12 protein-coding genes are annotated in these 17,234 nt (G+C 42.3%); 7 read left to right on the plus strand and 5 right to left on the minus strand.

Annotated features, from left to right (window positions below; genetic code table 11):
- Positions 1 to 53 precede the first annotated feature (53 nt).
- The gene (locus GPM24_RS18835; RefSeq protein WP_158828705.1) at positions 54 to 1,688 is read left to right on the plus strand and encodes an amidohydrolase; all 1,635 of its coding nucleotides are present in this window, start codon (positions 54 to 56) and stop codon (positions 1,686 to 1,688) included.
- Positions 1,675 to 3,495 carry a serine hydrolase domain-containing protein gene (locus tag GPM24_RS18840; protein WP_158828706.1) on the plus strand — a complete coding sequence of 607 codons (1,821 nt, stop codon included), beginning with the start codon at positions 1,675 to 1,677 and terminating at the stop codon, positions 3,493 to 3,495. The genes GPM24_RS18835 and GPM24_RS18840 overlap by 14 nt, the downstream gene beginning before the upstream one ends.
- Before the next feature lie 679 nt (positions 3,496 to 4,174).
- Here GPM24_RS18840 and GPM24_RS18845 read toward each other — a convergent pair.
- From GPM24_RS18845 to GPM24_RS18855, 3 genes are all read right to left on the minus strand, one after another.
- Positions 4,175 to 6,685: a YfhO family protein gene (locus tag GPM24_RS18845; protein ID WP_158828707.1), complete on the minus strand. Its 2,511-nt coding sequence runs from the start codon at positions 6,683 to 6,685 to the stop codon at positions 4,175 to 4,177.
- Between the two features lie 68 nt (positions 6,686 to 6,753).
- The gene (locus tag GPM24_RS18850; RefSeq protein WP_158828708.1) at positions 6,754 to 7,065 is read right to left on the minus strand and encodes a hypothetical protein; all 312 of its coding nucleotides are present in this window, start codon (positions 7,063 to 7,065) and stop codon (positions 6,754 to 6,756) included.
- A 6-nt stretch (positions 7,066 to 7,071) separates the two neighbouring features.
- Positions 7,072 to 7,335: a DUF4834 family protein gene (locus tag GPM24_RS18855; protein WP_158828709.1), complete on the minus strand. Its 264-nt coding sequence runs from the start codon at positions 7,333 to 7,335 to the stop codon at positions 7,072 to 7,074.
- Positions 7,336 to 7,822: 487 nt separating this feature from the next.
- Between GPM24_RS18855 and GPM24_RS18860 the strand changes: the two genes are divergently transcribed.
- A complete protein-coding gene (locus GPM24_RS18860; RefSeq protein ID WP_158828710.1) occupies positions 7,823 to 9,709 on the plus strand; it encodes an alpha-amylase family glycosyl hydrolase in 1,887 nt (628 codons plus the stop codon).
- 85 nt (positions 9,710 to 9,794) lie between these two features.
- On the opposite strand, the gene GPM24_RS18865 is transcribed toward GPM24_RS18860, so the two are convergent.
- Together GPM24_RS18865 and uvrB are read right to left on the minus strand one after the other, a co-directional pair.
- On the minus strand, positions 9,795 to 11,261 hold the full coding sequence (locus tag GPM24_RS18865; RefSeq protein WP_158828711.1) for an MFS transporter: 1,467 nt from the start codon (positions 11,259 to 11,261) through the stop codon (positions 9,795 to 9,797).
- A gap of 417 nt (positions 11,262 to 11,678) precedes the next feature.
- Entirely contained in the window at positions 11,679 to 13,700 is a 2,022-nt protein-coding gene (gene uvrB / locus GPM24_RS18870; RefSeq protein ID WP_158828712.1) for an excinuclease ABC subunit UvrB, read from the minus strand.
- A 186-nt stretch (positions 13,701 to 13,886) separates the two neighbouring features.
- On the opposite strand from uvrB, the gene upp reads away from it, so the two are divergent.
- The 4 genes from upp (at position 13,887) to GPM24_RS18890 (ending at position 17,006) form a co-directional block, all read left to right on the plus strand.
- On the plus strand, positions 13,887 to 14,531 hold the full coding sequence (gene upp / locus GPM24_RS18875) for a uracil phosphoribosyltransferase (protein WP_158828713.1): 645 nt from the start codon (positions 13,887 to 13,889) through the stop codon (positions 14,529 to 14,531).
- Positions 14,532 to 14,676: 145 nt separating this feature from the next.
- A complete protein-coding gene (locus tag GPM24_RS18880) occupies positions 14,677 to 15,372 on the plus strand; it encodes a YjjG family noncanonical pyrimidine nucleotidase (protein ID WP_158828714.1) in 696 nt (231 codons plus the stop codon).
- A complete protein-coding gene (locus GPM24_RS18885; protein WP_158828715.1) occupies positions 15,369 to 15,893 on the plus strand; it encodes a DinB family protein in 525 nt (174 codons plus the stop codon). The genes GPM24_RS18880 and GPM24_RS18885 overlap by 4 nt, the downstream gene beginning before the upstream one ends.
- A 264-nt stretch (positions 15,894 to 16,157) precedes the next feature.
- The gene (locus GPM24_RS18890) at positions 16,158 to 17,006 is read left to right on the plus strand and encodes a UDP-2,3-diacylglucosamine diphosphatase (RefSeq protein ID WP_158828716.1); all 849 of its coding nucleotides are present in this window, start codon (positions 16,158 to 16,160) and stop codon (positions 17,004 to 17,006) included.
- Positions 17,007 to 17,234: the final 228 nt, after the last annotated feature.

Genomic DNA, 17,234 nt, shown 5'->3' on the forward strand with positions numbered 1-17,234 from the left:
CTTGTATATAGTTTTGCAAGATTGTACGTTTAATAAATTCTGTAGCTGAAACGATGAGAAAACTTTGGCCTGTGCTATTAGCAGCGGTTTTTGCTGCCTGCCAAAAAAAAGAATATAATGCCGATTTACTGGTAAAAAATGCCACAGTTTATACGGTTGACAGTAATTTTACCACAGCCGAAGCTTTTGTAGTAAATGCAGGCAAAATAGTTGCCGTAGGCAAGGCCGATAGCCTTGAAAAAATATACTTGGCCCGTCAGGTGGTTGATGCTGGCGGCAAACCCGTCTATCCGGGTTTTATCGATGCCCATACCCACTTTTACCGTTATGGTTTAAGTTTACAGCAAGTGAACCTGGAAGGTACATCAAGCTGGGAAAGCATACTCGATTCTGTACAAAACTATGCCGACCGTAACCCCGAGGGCTGGATTGTTGGCCGCGGGTGGGACCAAAACGATTGGACTGTAAAGCAATTTCCGAATAAAGCCAAGTTGGATTCGCTGTTTCCGGTGCGGCCTGTAATTTTGAGCAGGGTAGATGGGCATGCAGCCATCGCTAACCAGGCAGCATTGAATATTGCCGGTATAAAACCCGGTCAAAAGCTTAACGGTGGCGAAATTGAAACAATTAATAGCAAGCTCACTGGCATTTTAATAGATAATGCTGTGGGCTTGGTAACCCACAAAATTCCGGAACCTACCGAGCAGGTTACCCAGTCGGCTCTGTTAAACGCACAGCAAAACTGCTTTGCCGTAGGCTTAACTACAGTAGATGATTGCGGGCTGGATCATCCCATGATCAATACCATTGCCGAATTGCAGCATAAAGGCTCGCTAAAAATGCGCATGTATGTAATGCTGTCAGACAATGAAGCGAACATTGAATACTTGTTTAAACATGGCATTTACAAAACGCCAGGCTTAAATGTGCGTTCATTTAAAGTTTATGCCGATGGTGCATTGGGCTCACGCGGGGCCTGTTTGTTGCAAGATTATAGCGACCAAAAAGGCTGGCGCGGCTTTTTACTGAATACGCAGCAACATTTTGAGGATGTGGCTCAACGCATTGCAGCTAAAGGTTTTCAGATGTGTACGCATTGCATTGGCGATTCGGCCAACCGTGTGATGCTGAAAATATATGCCAATGCCTTGAAAGGTAAAAATGATCGCCGCTGGCGCATTGAGCATGCCCAAATCATCGCGCCCGAGGATATGCATTACTTTGGTGATTACAATATTATCCCTTCTATACAGCCTACACATGCTACTTCGGATATGTATTGGGCCGGGCAGCGTTTAGGTAACGAACGTTTAAAATCGGCCTATGCCTTTAAACAATTGATGCAACAAAACGGCTGGATACCGCTGGGAACTGATTTTCCGGTGGAAAACATCAATCCGCTATACACTTTTTATGCTGCGGTAGAACGTAAGGATATGAAAGGACTGCCGCCAAATGGTTTTCAATCTGACAACGCCTTGAAACGTATAGAAGCATTGCGGGGCATGACCATGTGGGCTGCCCGCGCTAATTTTGAAGAAAAAGAAAAAGGCAGTATAGAACCCGGTAAGTATGCCGATTTTGTGATACTGGAGCAGGACATTATGAAAGCTAAAGGCGGTGATCTGCCTAAAATAAAAGTGCTGAAAACGTATGTTAATGGTGAAAAAGTGTATGAGAAGAAGTAGTTGCGCTTTACTGGCAACTGTTGTTGGCGGATTTATTTTACTAAGTACAGCCTGTGCCCAAATACCACCGTTGCCGGCGGGAGCGGCCTATGTAACGGAAGAAAAGCAGCTGGAGCAATCGACCGTATTGTTAAATAACGAGGATAAAGTAATACCGCTGCAAGACCTGGATAAAATTAATGTTGCCAGTGTGCGCTTTAGCCATAACAATGCACCGGTGTTTGACAGTTTACTTAATAAGTATACACTGGTACACAGCTTTAATGGCTTAACTTATTCGGGTTTAACCGGCGCCAGCAAGTTGTCCGACGATTTAAAACTGTACAACACCGTTATTTTGCAACTCACCGATGCCGATTTATCGAACAATCAGGTGCTGGATTTTATTAGTGTAAACACTAAACTCAAAAAGCTGATTATCGCCTATTGGGGAAATGGTAGGGCTTTAACCCAGATGAATGAGGTAACTGCGCCTATATTATGGACAAATGGTACTACGCCGCTGGCGGCATCATATCTGGCACAAGCTATTTTTGGTGGCGTAGCGGTTACGCAAAAACTGAATAAAACTTTTTTAGCCAAGTATAGTTCGGGTACAGGGTTTTTAACCGCAAAAACCCGTTTGCAATACAGTGTGCCCGAAGATGCAGGCATAAACGCGGCCAACCTGTTGCCGATAGATAATATTGCTCGCGAAGCTATTGGCGACCAAGCCACACCCGGCTTTGTGGTGATGGCGGTAAAAGATGGTAAAGTAATATTCAATAAAGCCTACGGCTACCACACTTATGCTAAAGCTGAGCCCGATAAAATAACCGACATTTTTGATCTAGCTTCCTGTACCAAAATATCAGCCACTACAATGGAGGTAATGCAGTTGGTGGAGCAAGGCAAGCTAAACTTGGACTCGACCATGGGCAGTTATCTGGCCTCGGCACGGAATACTAATAAAAATACCATTCGGGTACGCGAGCTGATGCTGCACCAAGCAGGACTGATCCCTTACATTCCGTTTTATCAAAGGATTAAGCCCGCTGATCACAGTTCTGATTCCTCGGCCGCTTATCCTACCAAGGTAGCAGATGGCTATTATATGCGTAAAGATTATTACCGCGATGTAATGCTGCCCCAAATGTTGAATACCGGTTTAAGAGTACGCGGACAATACGAGTACAGCGACCTGAGCATGTACTTTATGAAAGAGATTGTGGAAACCATTACCGCTACGCCACTGAACCAGTACGTACAGAATAATTTTTACAACCCATTGGGTATGCAAACTGCCGGTTTTTTGCCGCGCAACCGTTTTAGTCGCGATCGAATTCCGCCAACCGAAAATGATACTTATTTCAGACGTACACTGGTGCAGGGTTATGTGCATGATCAAGGAGCAGCTATGGCCGGTGGGGTATCAGGTCATGCTGGTTTATTTGCATCAGCTAACGATTTGGCTATTCTTTACCAGATGGTGCTGAATGGTGGTACCTACGGCGGTGTTCAGTACTTTAAACCCGAAACGGTAGAACAATTTACCACTAAACAATCGGCCGTAAGCAGGCGCGGTTTGGGTTTTGATCGTTGGGACCCGGTTACCAGCAAGCATTATCCATCTGATTTTGCCTCGCCGCAAACCTTTGGGCATACCGGCTATACCGGCACTTGTATCTGGGTAGATCCGAAATATAATTTGGTATATATTTTCCTGTCTAACCGTGTTTATCCTAAAGATTCCATGCTCCTAAACAGCCGCCGAATCCGTGCCCGTATTCAAGATGTGTTTTATCAGGCGATTGAAAAGGGATTGTAAAGTGTTTTAATAATTGAAGGAAGCCTTGTTGTTACTTAATTGTAACCGCAAGGCTTTTTTGTTTGTGCATGTTTCGTTTGGTGGTTCTCTTGGTTAGTGCTTTGACTTCGTTTAGTATTCCATTAGGATAGGGATGTGATTGAACCACAACCTGTGGATGTCACTTTCTTTTTTACCGCAAAAAAGAAAGTAACCAAAGAAAAAGCTCTCGGCCGCACCTTCTTTCTACTCAAGACAGTACTTGTACTTAAGTCAGTAGTTACCGAAAGAAGCTGAATGCCGATTCTTTGTTGTGGTTCGTTCTGCTGGTGCTTGATGTTAAATGAAAAGGATAAAAACAGAAAGAAGCGCAAAGGCCCGCTATCGCGCCCGGGCCGGCGGCGGCCTGCAGCGTTGGATAGGGATCGCGAGAGCTAGGCGTTTTTGTTTCTTTTGTGGCTATGACAAAAGAAATAGCCTCTGCGGCAATGAGCAGACGAAGTGAGTAAAGGCCTACAGAAAGAAGTTAACTAACAGCACTAAGCAAACATGAATAGCACAATCTACTTATTGCTGAAATATTTAAATTGCTTCGATATCTAATGCACATTCCGCCGCTGTTTCGCAATGGCATAATTTAATAAAACAAAAAAGCCCCAACAAATTAATGCTGAGGCTTTCATATCTAATTAAAAGGAACTTATGCTTTCTTAGCCACTACTGTATCTTTTTTCCTATACTCAGTAAAGGCTACACCTGCTAACAGCAGCACCAAAATAATAGAGCTGGCTAAAGAAATGCCCTCACCGGTATAGTACGAGGTTGGGTGGAAGGTGAATTCTATTTTGTGATTACCCACCGGTATTTGTGCGGCACGTAAAACGTAATCTACTCTGAAGAAAGGTTGCTCTACACCATCAATGGTCATCTTCCAGCCTTTATCATAAAAAATTTCAGAAAACACTGCCGTTTGCTTGGCACGTGTGCCGGCTTCATAAACCAAATGTTCGGGGTTGTAGGTTACCAGCTTAATTGTTGCTGCATCATCAAAGTCAGTTGCCTTGGCATCAATTAAGTTAGTATAACGCTTGTCTACAATGGCTTCGTTTTTCGGGTCAAAGCTGCTGATGGCCTGCATCTCCTCGTCGGCGTTTTTAGCTACTTTTAAGCTTTTAACAAACCATGCATTACCGCAGGCGGTAGGGTTGGCTTGCATACGGGCCGATTGTGTTTTAGGGTCGGCAGTGATGATATACTTAGTGTTCAGCATATCTAATACATCCTGATTAACGCTTTTGCTGAATTGATTTTCAATCAATTCCTGGAAACGTTTAAGCTTGGCCGCATGGTAACCACCAACTGTTTTGTGGAAATAAGAAGCTGTAGCATCCGAGAAGGTTCCGCCACCCAAAGTGGTATCAAACACGCGGAAGTCAGGGTCAGTATCACGCATAATAAACTGATCAACCTCACGAGGTTTGAAGGGCTGCTCCAGGTCTTCTTTCGCAATAAAGTTGTCATCTTTTAGGTAGCGTTTATCAATGCCCCACATGTCAACCAAGGTAAGCGCAAACAGGATCACCGAAGCGATGGTAATGTTAATCTTTTGTTTAGTGTATGCCCAAAGTACTCCGAATGCTAATATGATAAATACTAAAGTCCTTATAGCATCAGTGCGTTCAAGGTTAGTTCGGTCTTTTACAATGGCGTTGGCTACATTGTTAGCTAATGTATTATCACCCTGAAAAGCTTGGGTCAAGTAGTTAATCCCTTCCTGTGAGTTTTGTGTTCTAAAACTCAATAATGCACTAGGTAAAACAATCATTAATAATGTAAGTCCTCCTGTGATGTAAAGTGACAATAAAAGCTTTTTTGTAATGGTTGTTCTGTCGGTAGCTGTTAACACTTCTTGTACAGCAAGGAAAGCTAATATGGGAAAGCATAGGCCTGCTATCACTAGAGTTGACTCAACTGCCCGGAATTTATTATAAAGTGGGAAATAATTAAAGAATAAGTCTGATATGAAAGGAAAATTCTTACCAAATGACAGGAATATGCTTAAAAGGGATGCTGCTAATAACCACCACTTAATCCGGTTTTTAACTATAAGTAATCCCAACACAAATAAAAAACATACAATTGCACCAAAGTACCATGGGCCTCCAGTGCCTGGTTTATCACCCCAGTAAGTAGAGAATCCTGGAATACTGCCGATTTGATTAGCATATGCAACAGCTTGATCTTCTGGTAGCTGCTTGTCTAAGAATACTTGTGCTGTTGCTGATGTTTTATCTAATCTTTCCGTACCACTACCGCCGCCGTAAGCATTTGGCACTAAAAAGGTAATACACTCGCCAACACCCTGGCTCCAGTTGTAGGCATAATCGCGGTCAACACCGGTTGATTGTGGTGCACCGGTAGTAGAATGCTGGGTTAAGTTAGATTTACCACGGATACTTTCTTGGCCATATTCATAAGTTGTCCACAGCATGGCAGCATTTACCGCAACGGCTAAAAGTGTAGCAGCGCTCAGGTAGCCAACTGATTTTAAAAAGCCGGCTGTTTGCTTGGCTTTGATAGCATGGTACAACTCGATACCTATAAAAATCAATATAGCCAACAACAGGTAATAGGTCATTTGGATGTGGTTTGACCGTATTTCCATCGACAAAAAGAACGCTGTTAGCGCAGTACCCAGCAAGTAGCGTCCGCGTAGCGTTAAAATGATGCTGGCAATAATAGGGGCAAAAAAGGCAATAGCGTATGCCTTGTTGCTGTGGCCGGCACCAATAATAATAAAATTGTATGATGAAAAAGCAAAGGCAATAGCACCTGCGGCAGCCAACCATGGGTTAAGCTTTAGTACGCAAAACAGCAGGTAGGCACCTAGTAAATAAAGTAAAACCGTATCTACCGGGTTAGGAAAAATGGTTTTCATCACATCAACAACATAAGTAGTGATGTTGTATTGATACTTAACCCATATTTGGTAAGATGGCATACCGCCAAACATACTGTTGGTCCATAAAGGAGCTTTGCCGGTTTTCTCCTTTACATCCATAATCTCTTTTTGCATGGCCCGGGCCTGCACCACATCACCCTGATACAAAGCCTGACCTTTGAATACAGGGGTGAAATAAACAAATGAGATTGCTACAAAAATCCCGATAATGGCCAAGTGAATGCCATTGCGCTTAAACCAGTTGCTCATTTAATTCTATTGGAGTCAAAAATATTTCCCCAAAAATAGAAAAATGGCCGATAATAGAAACGATTAGTTTATAAGGTGTTGGGTGTATTGCAATGCAATGCTGCCACGCCCAGCAAGTAGTATATAATGCCCAGCCCTAATATGCTTACTACGTAAATAACTTGTGTTTTACGTTCTGCAAATTCATCTAAGTTACGACGTATGGTAAAATAATTATAAGCTGCCAGTCCGGCCAGTATAACCCAAAAAAACCAATGAAGGCCTGTGCAAGATGAACACATTTGTACCCCGAGGGCAAAAACAATGTAATTGGAAATAATGATGGTGCTTAGCGCCTGTGTGCTGTAATTGCGGTCTTTAAAAACGTTTCCGGGTATCATGGCTGGTTATTTTACTTCTTCGTAATCAATAAAGTCGCCTTCAGAATCGGGTACGCTGTTCTTTTTAGTCGGCGGAATATAATCCACTTTAACTTTACCATCGGGCTGATTATAGCGCTGCTGGTATTGTTGACGACCTTGTTGTTGTTGTTGTTGCTGCTGTGCTTTGTTCACCATGTTTTGAAACAGCATGGGTAAAAAAATACGGGCCAGGCTGCGGATGATGTATAATACACAAATAGATATAATCAGAAAACGTATTAAAATCATGTATTTAAAAATTCTTTAGGCTACAAATATAATCTTATAACGATGAAAATGTTTGCTTATGATAGGGCTGCCTGTTAACTGGTTGTCACAAAAAAGTAGCCCGGTATGGAAAAAAAAGTCGTAAAGCGTCCTGAAATAAAAAGGCAATAGCCTATTTGCGTACATCTTATTATTAAATAATCTGAATTTATTGGGCTAACAGCTTTAAATTTTTATTACTTATTTTTTGATATCATGCTGATAATCAATATTCATTTGCAGAAAATGCTTAAAAAATAATATAGTGGCTTCTGGCTTAATAGCGGCACTACTTAATTGTTTACATATTGCATAGCGGTTTACAATCAACCGCTTAACCCAATTTAAACCAATACCAAAATTTTGTTTACAATGCCTTAATTACGGCGCCTGTTTCGCCGCGGTAGTAGCTGATTGTACAGGCAAAATACAAATGTGGTGCTGGTTATAAAAGCGATAAACTTAAAGTATGCGATTCAAATTTTTACATCTCTTACCATTTGTGCTGTTGGTATTTTGCTCAACCGCCTGCAAAAAGAGCGGCGTTGCAGAAACAACAGAAGTTACCAGTATCAATAAAGATATACCTGCCAATGCGGGCGACGGTGTTACTTTTATCAATTCGGGCAAATCGGCTATTTTTAACCTGTATGCACCGAGCAAAACTTCGGTTAGTTTAATTGGCGAGTTTAACAACTGGCAACCTGCTGCCATGAATAAAACGGCCGACGGAACCCGTTGGTGGATACAGGTAGATAATCTCGACCCCGCCAAAGAATATTCTTATCAGTATTACATCAACAATAGCATCAAAGTTGCCGACCCTTACACGGAGAAAGTGTTGGACCCGGATAACGATAAATATATTTCGTCGGATACTTACCCTAATTTGAAAGCTTACCCTACGGGTTCAACCACAGGTATTGTAAGCACAATGCAAGCCAATGCCGCTACTTACAACTGGAAAACTAGCACGTTTACTCGCCCCGAGCCTAAAAACTTAGTGGTTTATGAATTGCTGATTCGCGACTTTGTAGCTACCCATAATTATAAAACTTTAACCGATACGTTGAATTACCTGGTTAACTTAGGTGTCAATGCCGTTGAACTACTGCCGGTTAACGAATTTGAAGGAAATGAATCGTGGGGGTATAACACCAATTATGAGTTTGCACTGGACAAATACTACGGCACAAAAAACGAATACAAAGCCTTTATAGATGCATGCCATGCTAAAGGTATTGCCGTTATTCAGGATATTGTTTTGGAAGATCAGTTTGGCTCATCGCCTATGGTACAGATGTATGCTACAGCCGCAGGCAGCCCGGCTGCTGATAATCCTTGGTTTAATACGCAGAACATGCATCCTTATGCAGTTGGTTATCAGCTCAACCAACAATCGGCTGCCACGCAATATTATGTCAAAAATGTGCTAAAGTACTGGTTGCAGGAGTATCATATCGACGGATTTAGGTTTGATCAGTCAAAAGCATTTACGCAAGTCAATTCCACTACCGATGCAGCATGGTCGGCTTATGACGCCAGCAGGGTGACTATTCTGAAAAATTACAACAACTACATTAAAAGCATCGACCCTGGTGCTTACCTGATACTGGAGCATTTTGCCGTGAATCAGGAAGAGGCCGAACTGGCCAACCAAGGCATGATTATGTGGAGCAACATGAACTACAATGCTAACCAAGCCACCATGGGTTACAATACCGACTGGAACCTGGCCGGTTTATTCTACGACCAATATGGCTTTACGCAGCCCTATAACCGGATAGCTTACTTTGAAAGCCATGACGAAGAACGCCTGATGTTTAAAAATGAGCAGTACGGTAACAGCTACAACGGTTACAATGTAAAAGACCTGCCCACCGGTTTAGCCCGGCAAGAAATGGCAGCTGCTTTTCTGTTAACGCCTCCTGGTCCTAAAATGCTTTGGCAATTTGGTGAACGCGGTTATGATATCAGTATTGACAATGGCGGAAGGCTAGGCAATAAAGATCCGCATTGGGAATACATGAGCAATGCAAGCCGCAAGCATTTGTACAGTACCTATGCCAAGCTGATAAAAATGAAAATTAACAACCCGGTGTTTACGACCACTAATTTTAAATACAATTTAAATGGGAATGTCAAAACCATTCAATTGAGTGGCACGGATGGCACGCAGGTGCTGGTGGCCGGTAATTTTGATGTGGCTGCACAAACCGCTACTGTTACCATGCCATCAACTGGGGTTTGGTACGATTACCTGACGGGCGCTACTGTTAATGTTTCTGCAGCTAACTACAACTTATCCTTACAGCCCGGCGAGTTTCATATTTATAGCTCGGTTAAACTAAAATAACAGCGTTAATATAAGTGCACAAAAAAAGCGTGAACCACTCGGGTCACGCTTTCTTTTTTATATGTATACTGAAATTAAGGGCTTATTAAGATGCCTGACGCAGCAAGGTTTGTACCTTTTGTACCGGGCGGGCAATGCCACCACGCAAGCTTTGCGAATTTAGGCGTAATTGTTTTCTGAGGCGTGCGCGCATGTACAGTATCACACGTTCTTTTTGCACTTCTCCTTGTTCTTTTACTCTGGCTAGTAGTTTTAATGAAGCTAAAGCCATCAGCGCACCAATAATAAATAAAAAGCTCCAACTGTGGATGTTGATTAATTGCAGGGTATGCATGCCATTAATCCCTTTCAACTGAAAATCCCAAACCAATTGGTAAGTAGAAAAGAAGTCGGCCAGCAAGCCACCAATAATTGGTGATATAGCTGAGAAGAATGCCACTACCATGTTTAATGACGACATGTAAGCCATGGCCTCGCGGCGTGGAGCAAGCTTCATACCTATGTTGTTTAATGCTAATCCAATTCCGCCGGTAGCCATGCCGCTAACGGCACTAATTACAGCTAAAATAGCAATGCTATATATTTTGCTTTCGGGCATAGCTGCATAAGTCCAAGCCAAAATACAAACTACATAAATAGGGGCACAAATATGGATGATGGTTTTGTTGCTGTAGCGGTCGCTTAAACGGCCCAGTTTTTTAATGGTCAGGATGTTGGCCATCTGTGCTATCATGGTAAAGCCAATTACGTATGATAATGATAAGCCAATGGTTTTCATCAAAAATACGGTAAAGAAAGGTGTAGCTAAATTTAAAGCGAAGGCCCATGCTGCGTTAAATTTTAGCAGATGACGGAAGTTTTTATCTTTTAAAGGCTTTTTGAACTGAGCAAATACATTCTCATTTACGGTTAACGGCATCGGCTCTGATGCGCGTGATAACCAGTAAACGCCAACCAAGCCAACGATGCCGCCTAATACAAAAATAGCATAGTAAGTAAGCGTCAGGCTATCGGCATAATGGGCTTTTACATAATCAATAGTAAATGATACGCCTAAGCTTAAAATGGCACTTAATAAAGTAACCATACGGGTACGGTGCGAAAAGAAAGAACCAAGGTTTTTTTCCGGAATTAAGTCTTTTACCCAGGCATTCCAGCTGGCTCCGGCAATAGAACCGAAAAAATAGTGAACAAATAAAATAACCAACAGCAATTTTAAACCCATTGCTGTTGAAAACATAAATGGTAAAAACGCCGCAAACAACATTGGCAAGCGGCCTAAAAAAGAACCGATTACTGCTACTGCACGGCGGTTGTTATAACGCTGTACCAGCCATATAGATAACAACTGGAAAATATTAGTCAATATAGGTAAGCTGGCTAATAACCCAATTTGAAAATTGGATGCACCTAAATGCAAAGCCATGGCTGTGATAAATGCACCACCCGAAAGATTTACCATAGCCTCGCCAGCTAAACTATCTTTAAGGATATATTTTTGCCCCGATTGTATTTGTTTGTCGGTTAATAATTCAGAAGGGCGTAAGTTCATTATACTGATTATTTGAAAATATTTTAACTTTATTATAAAACTGGCACGATTTTATTTTTATTTATCGAAATCGTCAAGTTTTTATACTTGGCTCGCTTTGATATCTGCCTTTTTTACACTTATACTCGCTTTTTTCTTTAATGTTGCACAAAAGTAGAATTTTGTGACTGATATTTTATGCAAGGATTAAAATATTTTCATCTAAAAAATGTCATCTTAATTGTACAGTAATGTATGGTTAAGTGTACATGTGTTTTAAAATAGGTACAGCTTACAGTGTGGGAGTTTAAAATGCCAAGTTAATGTGTTTTAAGTCAGTAAGTTGGCGATTAAGCAGTAGTGTGTGGTAAGTTTTTCAGAAATGAAAAAGCCTGGCGAAGATTTTTCGTCAGGCTTTAATAAACATTAAATGCTGGTTTATTTTTCAGCCAACATTTTCTCGAGGGCAAACATTTCGTCGCGCAATTTAGCGGCCTGTAAAAAGTCCATGTCTTTGGCAGCAGCCAGCATATCTTTCTTGGTATTGTCGATAGCTTTTTTCAAGTCGGCTTTCGTCATATATTGCACAATCGGGTCGGCAGCAACGGTAATTTCTTCACTTTCGATGTATGGTTTCTGAACACCGCCTTTAAAGTCAACCACCGAGGTTTGCTCAATAATGGCTTCTTTGGTTTTGCCTACCGTTTTAGGAACAATGTCATGCTCTTCATTATAGGCAATCTGTTTTTCACGACGGCGGGTAGTTTCATCAATGGTGATACGCATAGATTCGGTAATAGTATCGGCATACATAATTACCCGGCCACGATCATTACGGGCTGCCCGACCGATGGTTTGAATCAACGAACGCTCCGAACGAAGGAAACCTTCTTTATCTGCATCTAATATAGCTACCAACGATACTTCAGGTAAGTCCAAACCTTCACGCAATAAGTTAATACCAATCAGTACATCAAATTCTCCTAAACGCAAACCGCGTAAAATCTCTACCCGTTCTAATGTTTTTACTTCAGAGTGAATGTAGCGGCATTTTATACCCAGGCGGTCCATGTATTTGGCCAGTTCTTCGCTCATGCGTTTGGTAAGGGTGGTTACCAGTATGCGGTCACCCATTTTGATGGTTTTATCTACCTCGTCCAGTAAATCATCCACCTGGTTAATTACCGGCCTGATCTCAATCAACGGATCCAGTAATCCGGTTGGGCGAATTACCTGTTCAACCACTACACCGCCCGATTTTTCCAATTCAAAGTCGCCGGGGGTAGCACTTACATAAATAGTTTGCGGCGCCAGTCGTTCAAACTCTTGGAAATTAAGAGGGCGGTTATCCATAGCAGCTGGTAGTCGGAAACCATATTCTACTAACGATACCTTGCGTGAGCGGTCTCCACCGTACATAGCCCGTATTTGCGGCACGGTCACGTGACTCTCGTCAATTACCATCAGGTAATCATCCGGAAAATAGTCCAGCAAACAGAAAGGACGCATGCCCGGCTTGCGGCCGTCAAAAAAGCGCGAGTAGTTTTCGATGCCGGAGCAGTAGCCTAGCTCGCGAATCATTTCTAAATCATAATTCACCCTCTCTTCCAGTCGCTTAGCTTCCAGAAAGCGTTGCTCGTCTATAAACTGCTTTTTGCGTATCTCTAGTTCTTCCTGAATGGCCCAGATAGATTGGGTAAACCTATCGCGTGGTGCTACATACAGGTTAGCCGGAAATAATACCATATTCGGGAACTTTTCAATGGTTTTACCGGTTTGCGGGTCAAAGCTGCTTAGCTCTTCAATATCATCGCCATAAAAAGAAATGCGGTAAGCATAATCCAGATAAGCCGGATAAATATCTACCGTATCGCCTTTTACCCTGAATGTACCGCGTTTAAAATCGGCTGTGGTGCGCGAGTATAAAATTTCGACCAGGCGGTGTAAAAAAGCATTACGGCTAATACGTGTGCCTACAGCAAACTTAAATACCGAGTTGGCAAAATCTTCGGGGTTACCCATACCGTAAATGCACGAGATAGACGAAACTACCACCACATCGCGCCGCCCCGACATTAATGACGAAGTTGTACGTAAACGCAGTTTTTCAATCTCGTCGTTTATCTGTAAGTCCTTTTCTATATAAGTATTGGTAGTAGGAATGAAAGCCTCGGGCTGGTAGTAATCGTAATACGATACAAAGTAGTTTACCGCGTTTTCCGGAAAAAACTGTTTAAACTCGCCGTATAACTGGGCGGCCAGCGTTTTGTTGTGACTTAATACCAAGGTAGGGCGTTGGGTTTGCTCAATTACGTTAGCAACAGTAAAAGTTTTACCTGAGCCCGTTACCCCCAATAAAGTCTGATATTGCTCACCAGCTTCAACGCCGGTAACCAGTTGCTCTATGGCTCCGGGCTGGTCGCCGGTAGGTTTATAATGAGAATTAAGTTTAAAATCCATCTATGTAAAAATACGAAAAATTTTAGCAAAATTAAAGATCCCGCCAGTTATCTTTCTATGTAGATTGTTGTTGCTGAGTAAAAACTACCAGCCAGTAAGTAACGTTTATTCAGAATAAATGGTTTAATTTACATGGTGTTAAAACAGATTTGCCGTTAACTGATTAAGTTATAAACCACAGCCAATATGCTTTTTATACTCAACGAAACCAATACCATCTGTAACCAGTTTTTAGCCGAGTTGCGCGACGCCGATTTGCAGCAAGACCGGATGCGGTTCCGCAAAAACCAGGAACGTATTGGCGAGGTGCTGGCTTACGAGATTAGCAAAAGTTTTGCTTATAAAGCTGTTGAGGTACAAACACCATTGGGTATTGCCCCTATTAACATACCCGATGAGCAGCCGGTATTAGGCACCATTTTGCGGGCTGGCTTACCCTTGCATCAGGGATTTATGAATGTCTTTGATCAATCACTATCGGCTTTTATTACCGCGCACCGTAAAGTGCATAAAACCGGCGACTTTATCATCGAAATTCAGCATATATCAGCACCCGATCTGGAAGGTAAAACTTTGATTTTGTGCGATACTATGCTAGCCACGGGGCAAAGCGTAGTGCAGGTTTGTAAGGAAATACTGGATCAGTACCAGCTAAAAGCTCTTCATATTGCTGCCGTGATTGCCAGTACTGAGGGTGTAGAACATGTGCGTGCGCATCTACCGATGGCTAACCTATGGATTGGTGCAGTAGATGAGGAAATGACCACCAAATCGTACATTGTACCCGGTTTGGGCGATGCAGGTGATCTGGCATTTGGAGATAAGATTTAGTGATATTGAACATCGAACTTATCTTTGTAGGAATATTTAAAAGTTTGTCATTGCAAGAAGGTACGACGAAGCAATTCCCTTGCGTTATTAGCAAGCGAAGGGATTGCCACACTATCGCTCGCAACGACAATAGTTTACATGCTGAATGAAAAAATACACCCACCTTTTCTTCGACCTTGACCATACCATTTGGGACTTTGATAAAAACGCAGAAGAGACCTTGCAAGAGTTATATGAACTGCACAACCTGCAGGCTTTAGGTGTGGCATCCGCCGTGGCGTTTATTGAAACCTATACCCGCAACAATCACCAGCTTTGGGCCGATTATCATTTAGGTAAAATTACTAAAGATGTGTTGCGGCATTTGCGTTTTAATAAAACCTTTACCGATTTAGGCATGCAGCCAGATTTGATACCCGCTGGTTTTGAGGATGCTTATGTACAACTGTGTCCTACCAAAACCAACCTGTTTCCGCACGCCCATGAAACGCTAAGTTATCTGCAATCTAAATATACCTTGCACCTTATCTCCAATGGTTTCCGGGAATCAACGGAAACTAAAGTAGCTGGTACTGATTTAGCCAAATATTTTGACAATGTTATTATTTCGGAAGTGGTAGGCGTAAACAAACCACACCCGGATATATTTAAACATGCGCTGGAATTGGCCGGTGCCATTAAAGAAGAGAGCCTGATGATTGGTGATAGTTTGGAAGCCGATATTTATGGTGCGCTTAATTTTGGAATGGATGCCATTTTCTTCAACCCGTTAAATGCGCCCAAACCGGATGACGTACCCATGCAGATACAAAGTTTAGACGAATTAACCCAAATGTTATGAGCCCAGCCGCCGAGCATAAAGCTATTAATACTGCCTTAGACGTATACCGCCAGCGCTTAGATGAAATATCGGAAGATCAGTTTACTGAAACACCGCCTGATGGCGGTTGGTCGTACGCCGAGGTGTATTCACATATCTTGCAGGCCGACTTGGGTTCGTCTATAGCAGCCGAAAAATGTTGTAATAAAACGGGTGTTTGTACCGATAAGGGCTTGAATTGGAAAGGGCGAATGGTTTTTCTGCTGGGCAGCATCCCGCCCGGCAAGCGCCAGGCACCGCCTGAAGTGGCCAGGCTCACCAAAAAGATATCTAAAGAAGAAGCCCGTAATCTGATTGTGCGCTTGCGCAAGCGGGTGGATGAAATTATGCCTTTGGTAAGCCATGCGCCGTCTAACTACAAAATCAGCCATCCGGGTTTGGGCATGTTAAATGCCGGGCAATGGATGAAGTTTTTACGCATGCATACCCAGCACCACATTAAGCAGCTCGATCGGATAAAAAAAAGTTTTCCACAAGTGTAATCCTTTGATATTTAATACAGTCTTAACGTTAAAATAATTTTTAACCACGACTTTTATCCAGTTATCAAAAATGAATATCGAGTTACCTTACCTGATTGTTTCGGGGTTGCTGGTACTGCTGGCCGCCTTCTACGTTAGTCCGTACGAACTGAGCGTTCTGGAAGACGACGATGATGAGTAGGCCTTAGGCTGGTTGTATCAGTTGCTTTGTATTTGTTTGGGCAGGCTCCGGTCTGTAATAACGCTGTATTTTTTAGCTAGTGAATGGCAAAGCGCGAAATTGATATACTGGTAATATCGGATGTGCATTTGGGTACTTATGGCTGTCATGCCCAGGAGTTGCTCCGTTACCTTAAAAGCATCCGTCCCAAAATTGTAGTCCTCAATGGCGATATTATCGACATCTGGCAGTTCAGTAAATCGTACTGGCCCGAGTCGCATATGAAAGTGGTGCGCCGCATCCTCAAATTTGTAACCGATGGCATACCGGTTTATTACCTTACCGGTAACCATGATGAGATGCTGCGCAAGTTTGCCGATTTTAACCTGGGCAAATTTCAACTCATCAATAAGCTTATATTAAATATCGACGGCAAAAAAGCATGGATTTTTCACGGCGACGTATTCGATGTTACTATGCAGCACTCCAAATGGCTGGCTAAGCTCGGTGCTGTGGGGTATGATACTTTAATTGTGCTTAACAGTTTTGTAAACTGGGGCCTTACGGCTATTGGTCGGCAAAAAATGAGCTTTTCGCAAAAAATAAAAGGTAAAGTAAAAGAAGCTGTTAAATTCATCAATCACTTTGAGCAAACCGCAGCCGATCTGGCTGTAGATAAGAAATACGATTATGTAATCTGCGGCCACATTCATCACGCCGACATCCGCGAAATCATTTCAACTGAACAGCAGGGTTCAGTACTTTATCTGAATTCGGGCGATTGGGTAGAAAGCCTAACTTCATTAGAATATGTAAACGGCAACTGGACCATCTTCAAATACCGCCCCGAAGATTTTGCCGCCGAGCTTGATGAGGAAGATTATGCTGATACAGAAGATCTAGATGCTAAATTGGATGTAAAGAATTTGTTAGAGAAGTTTAAGGTTGGGTAGTAGATGTGTTTTTAGTTTTCTTAAATTGTTAGTGCTTTGACTTTTGATTGTGCCTTGTTAGGATAAGGATGTGATTTAACCACAGCCAGTGGAAGTTACTTTTCTTTTTTACCGCAAAAAAGAAAAGTAACCAAAAGAAAAAGGCTCCCGGCCGCACCTTCTTTCTACTCAAGACAGTGCTTATACTTAGAGCAGTAGCTGCCGAAAGAAGCTGAATGCCGATTCTTT

Source organism: Mucilaginibacter lacusdianchii (assembly GCF_009770985.1).
Lineage (GTDB): Bacteria > Bacteroidota > Bacteroidia > Sphingobacteriales > Sphingobacteriaceae > Mucilaginibacter > Mucilaginibacter lacusdianchii.

What these genes read in the sequence shown, in the direction of transcription:
- GPM24_RS18860 (WP_158828710.1), top strand. Translation starts at nt 7,823, where the DNA reads ATGCGATTCAAATTTTTACATCTCTTACCATTTGTGCTGTTGGTATTT.
- upp (WP_158828713.1), top strand. Translation starts at nt 13,887, where the DNA reads ATGCTTTTTATACTCAACGAAACCAATACCATCTGTAACCAGTTTTTA.
- GPM24_RS18855 (WP_158828709.1), bottom strand. Translation starts at nt 7,335, where the DNA reads ATGATTTTAATACGTTTTCTGATTATATCTATTTGTGTATTATACATC.
- GPM24_RS18880 (WP_158828714.1), top strand. Translation starts at nt 14,677, where the DNA reads ATGAAAAAATACACCCACCTTTTCTTCGACCTTGACCATACCATTTGG.
- GPM24_RS18840 (WP_158828706.1), top strand. Translation starts at nt 1,675, where the DNA reads ATGAGAAGAAGTAGTTGCGCTTTACTGGCAACTGTTGTTGGCGGATTT.
- GPM24_RS18835 (WP_158828705.1), top strand. Translation starts at nt 54, where the DNA reads ATGAGAAAACTTTGGCCTGTGCTATTAGCAGCGGTTTTTGCTGCCTGC.
- GPM24_RS18865 (WP_158828711.1), bottom strand. Translation starts at nt 11,261, where the DNA reads ATGAACTTACGCCCTTCTGAATTATTAACCGACAAACAAATACAATCG.
- GPM24_RS18850 (WP_158828708.1), bottom strand. Translation starts at nt 7,065, where the DNA reads ATGATACCCGGAAACGTTTTTAAAGACCGCAATTACAGCACACAGGCG.
- GPM24_RS18845 (WP_158828707.1), bottom strand. Translation starts at nt 6,685, where the DNA reads ATGAGCAACTGGTTTAAGCGCAATGGCATTCACTTGGCCATTATCGGG.
- GPM24_RS18885 (WP_158828715.1), top strand. Translation starts at nt 15,369, where the DNA reads ATGAGCCCAGCCGCCGAGCATAAAGCTATTAATACTGCCTTAGACGTA.
- uvrB (WP_158828712.1), bottom strand. Translation starts at nt 13,700, where the DNA reads ATGGATTTTAAACTTAATTCTCATTATAAACCTACCGGCGACCAGCCC.
- GPM24_RS18890 (WP_158828716.1), top strand. Translation starts at nt 16,158, where the DNA reads ATGGCAAAGCGCGAAATTGATATACTGGTAATATCGGATGTGCATTTG.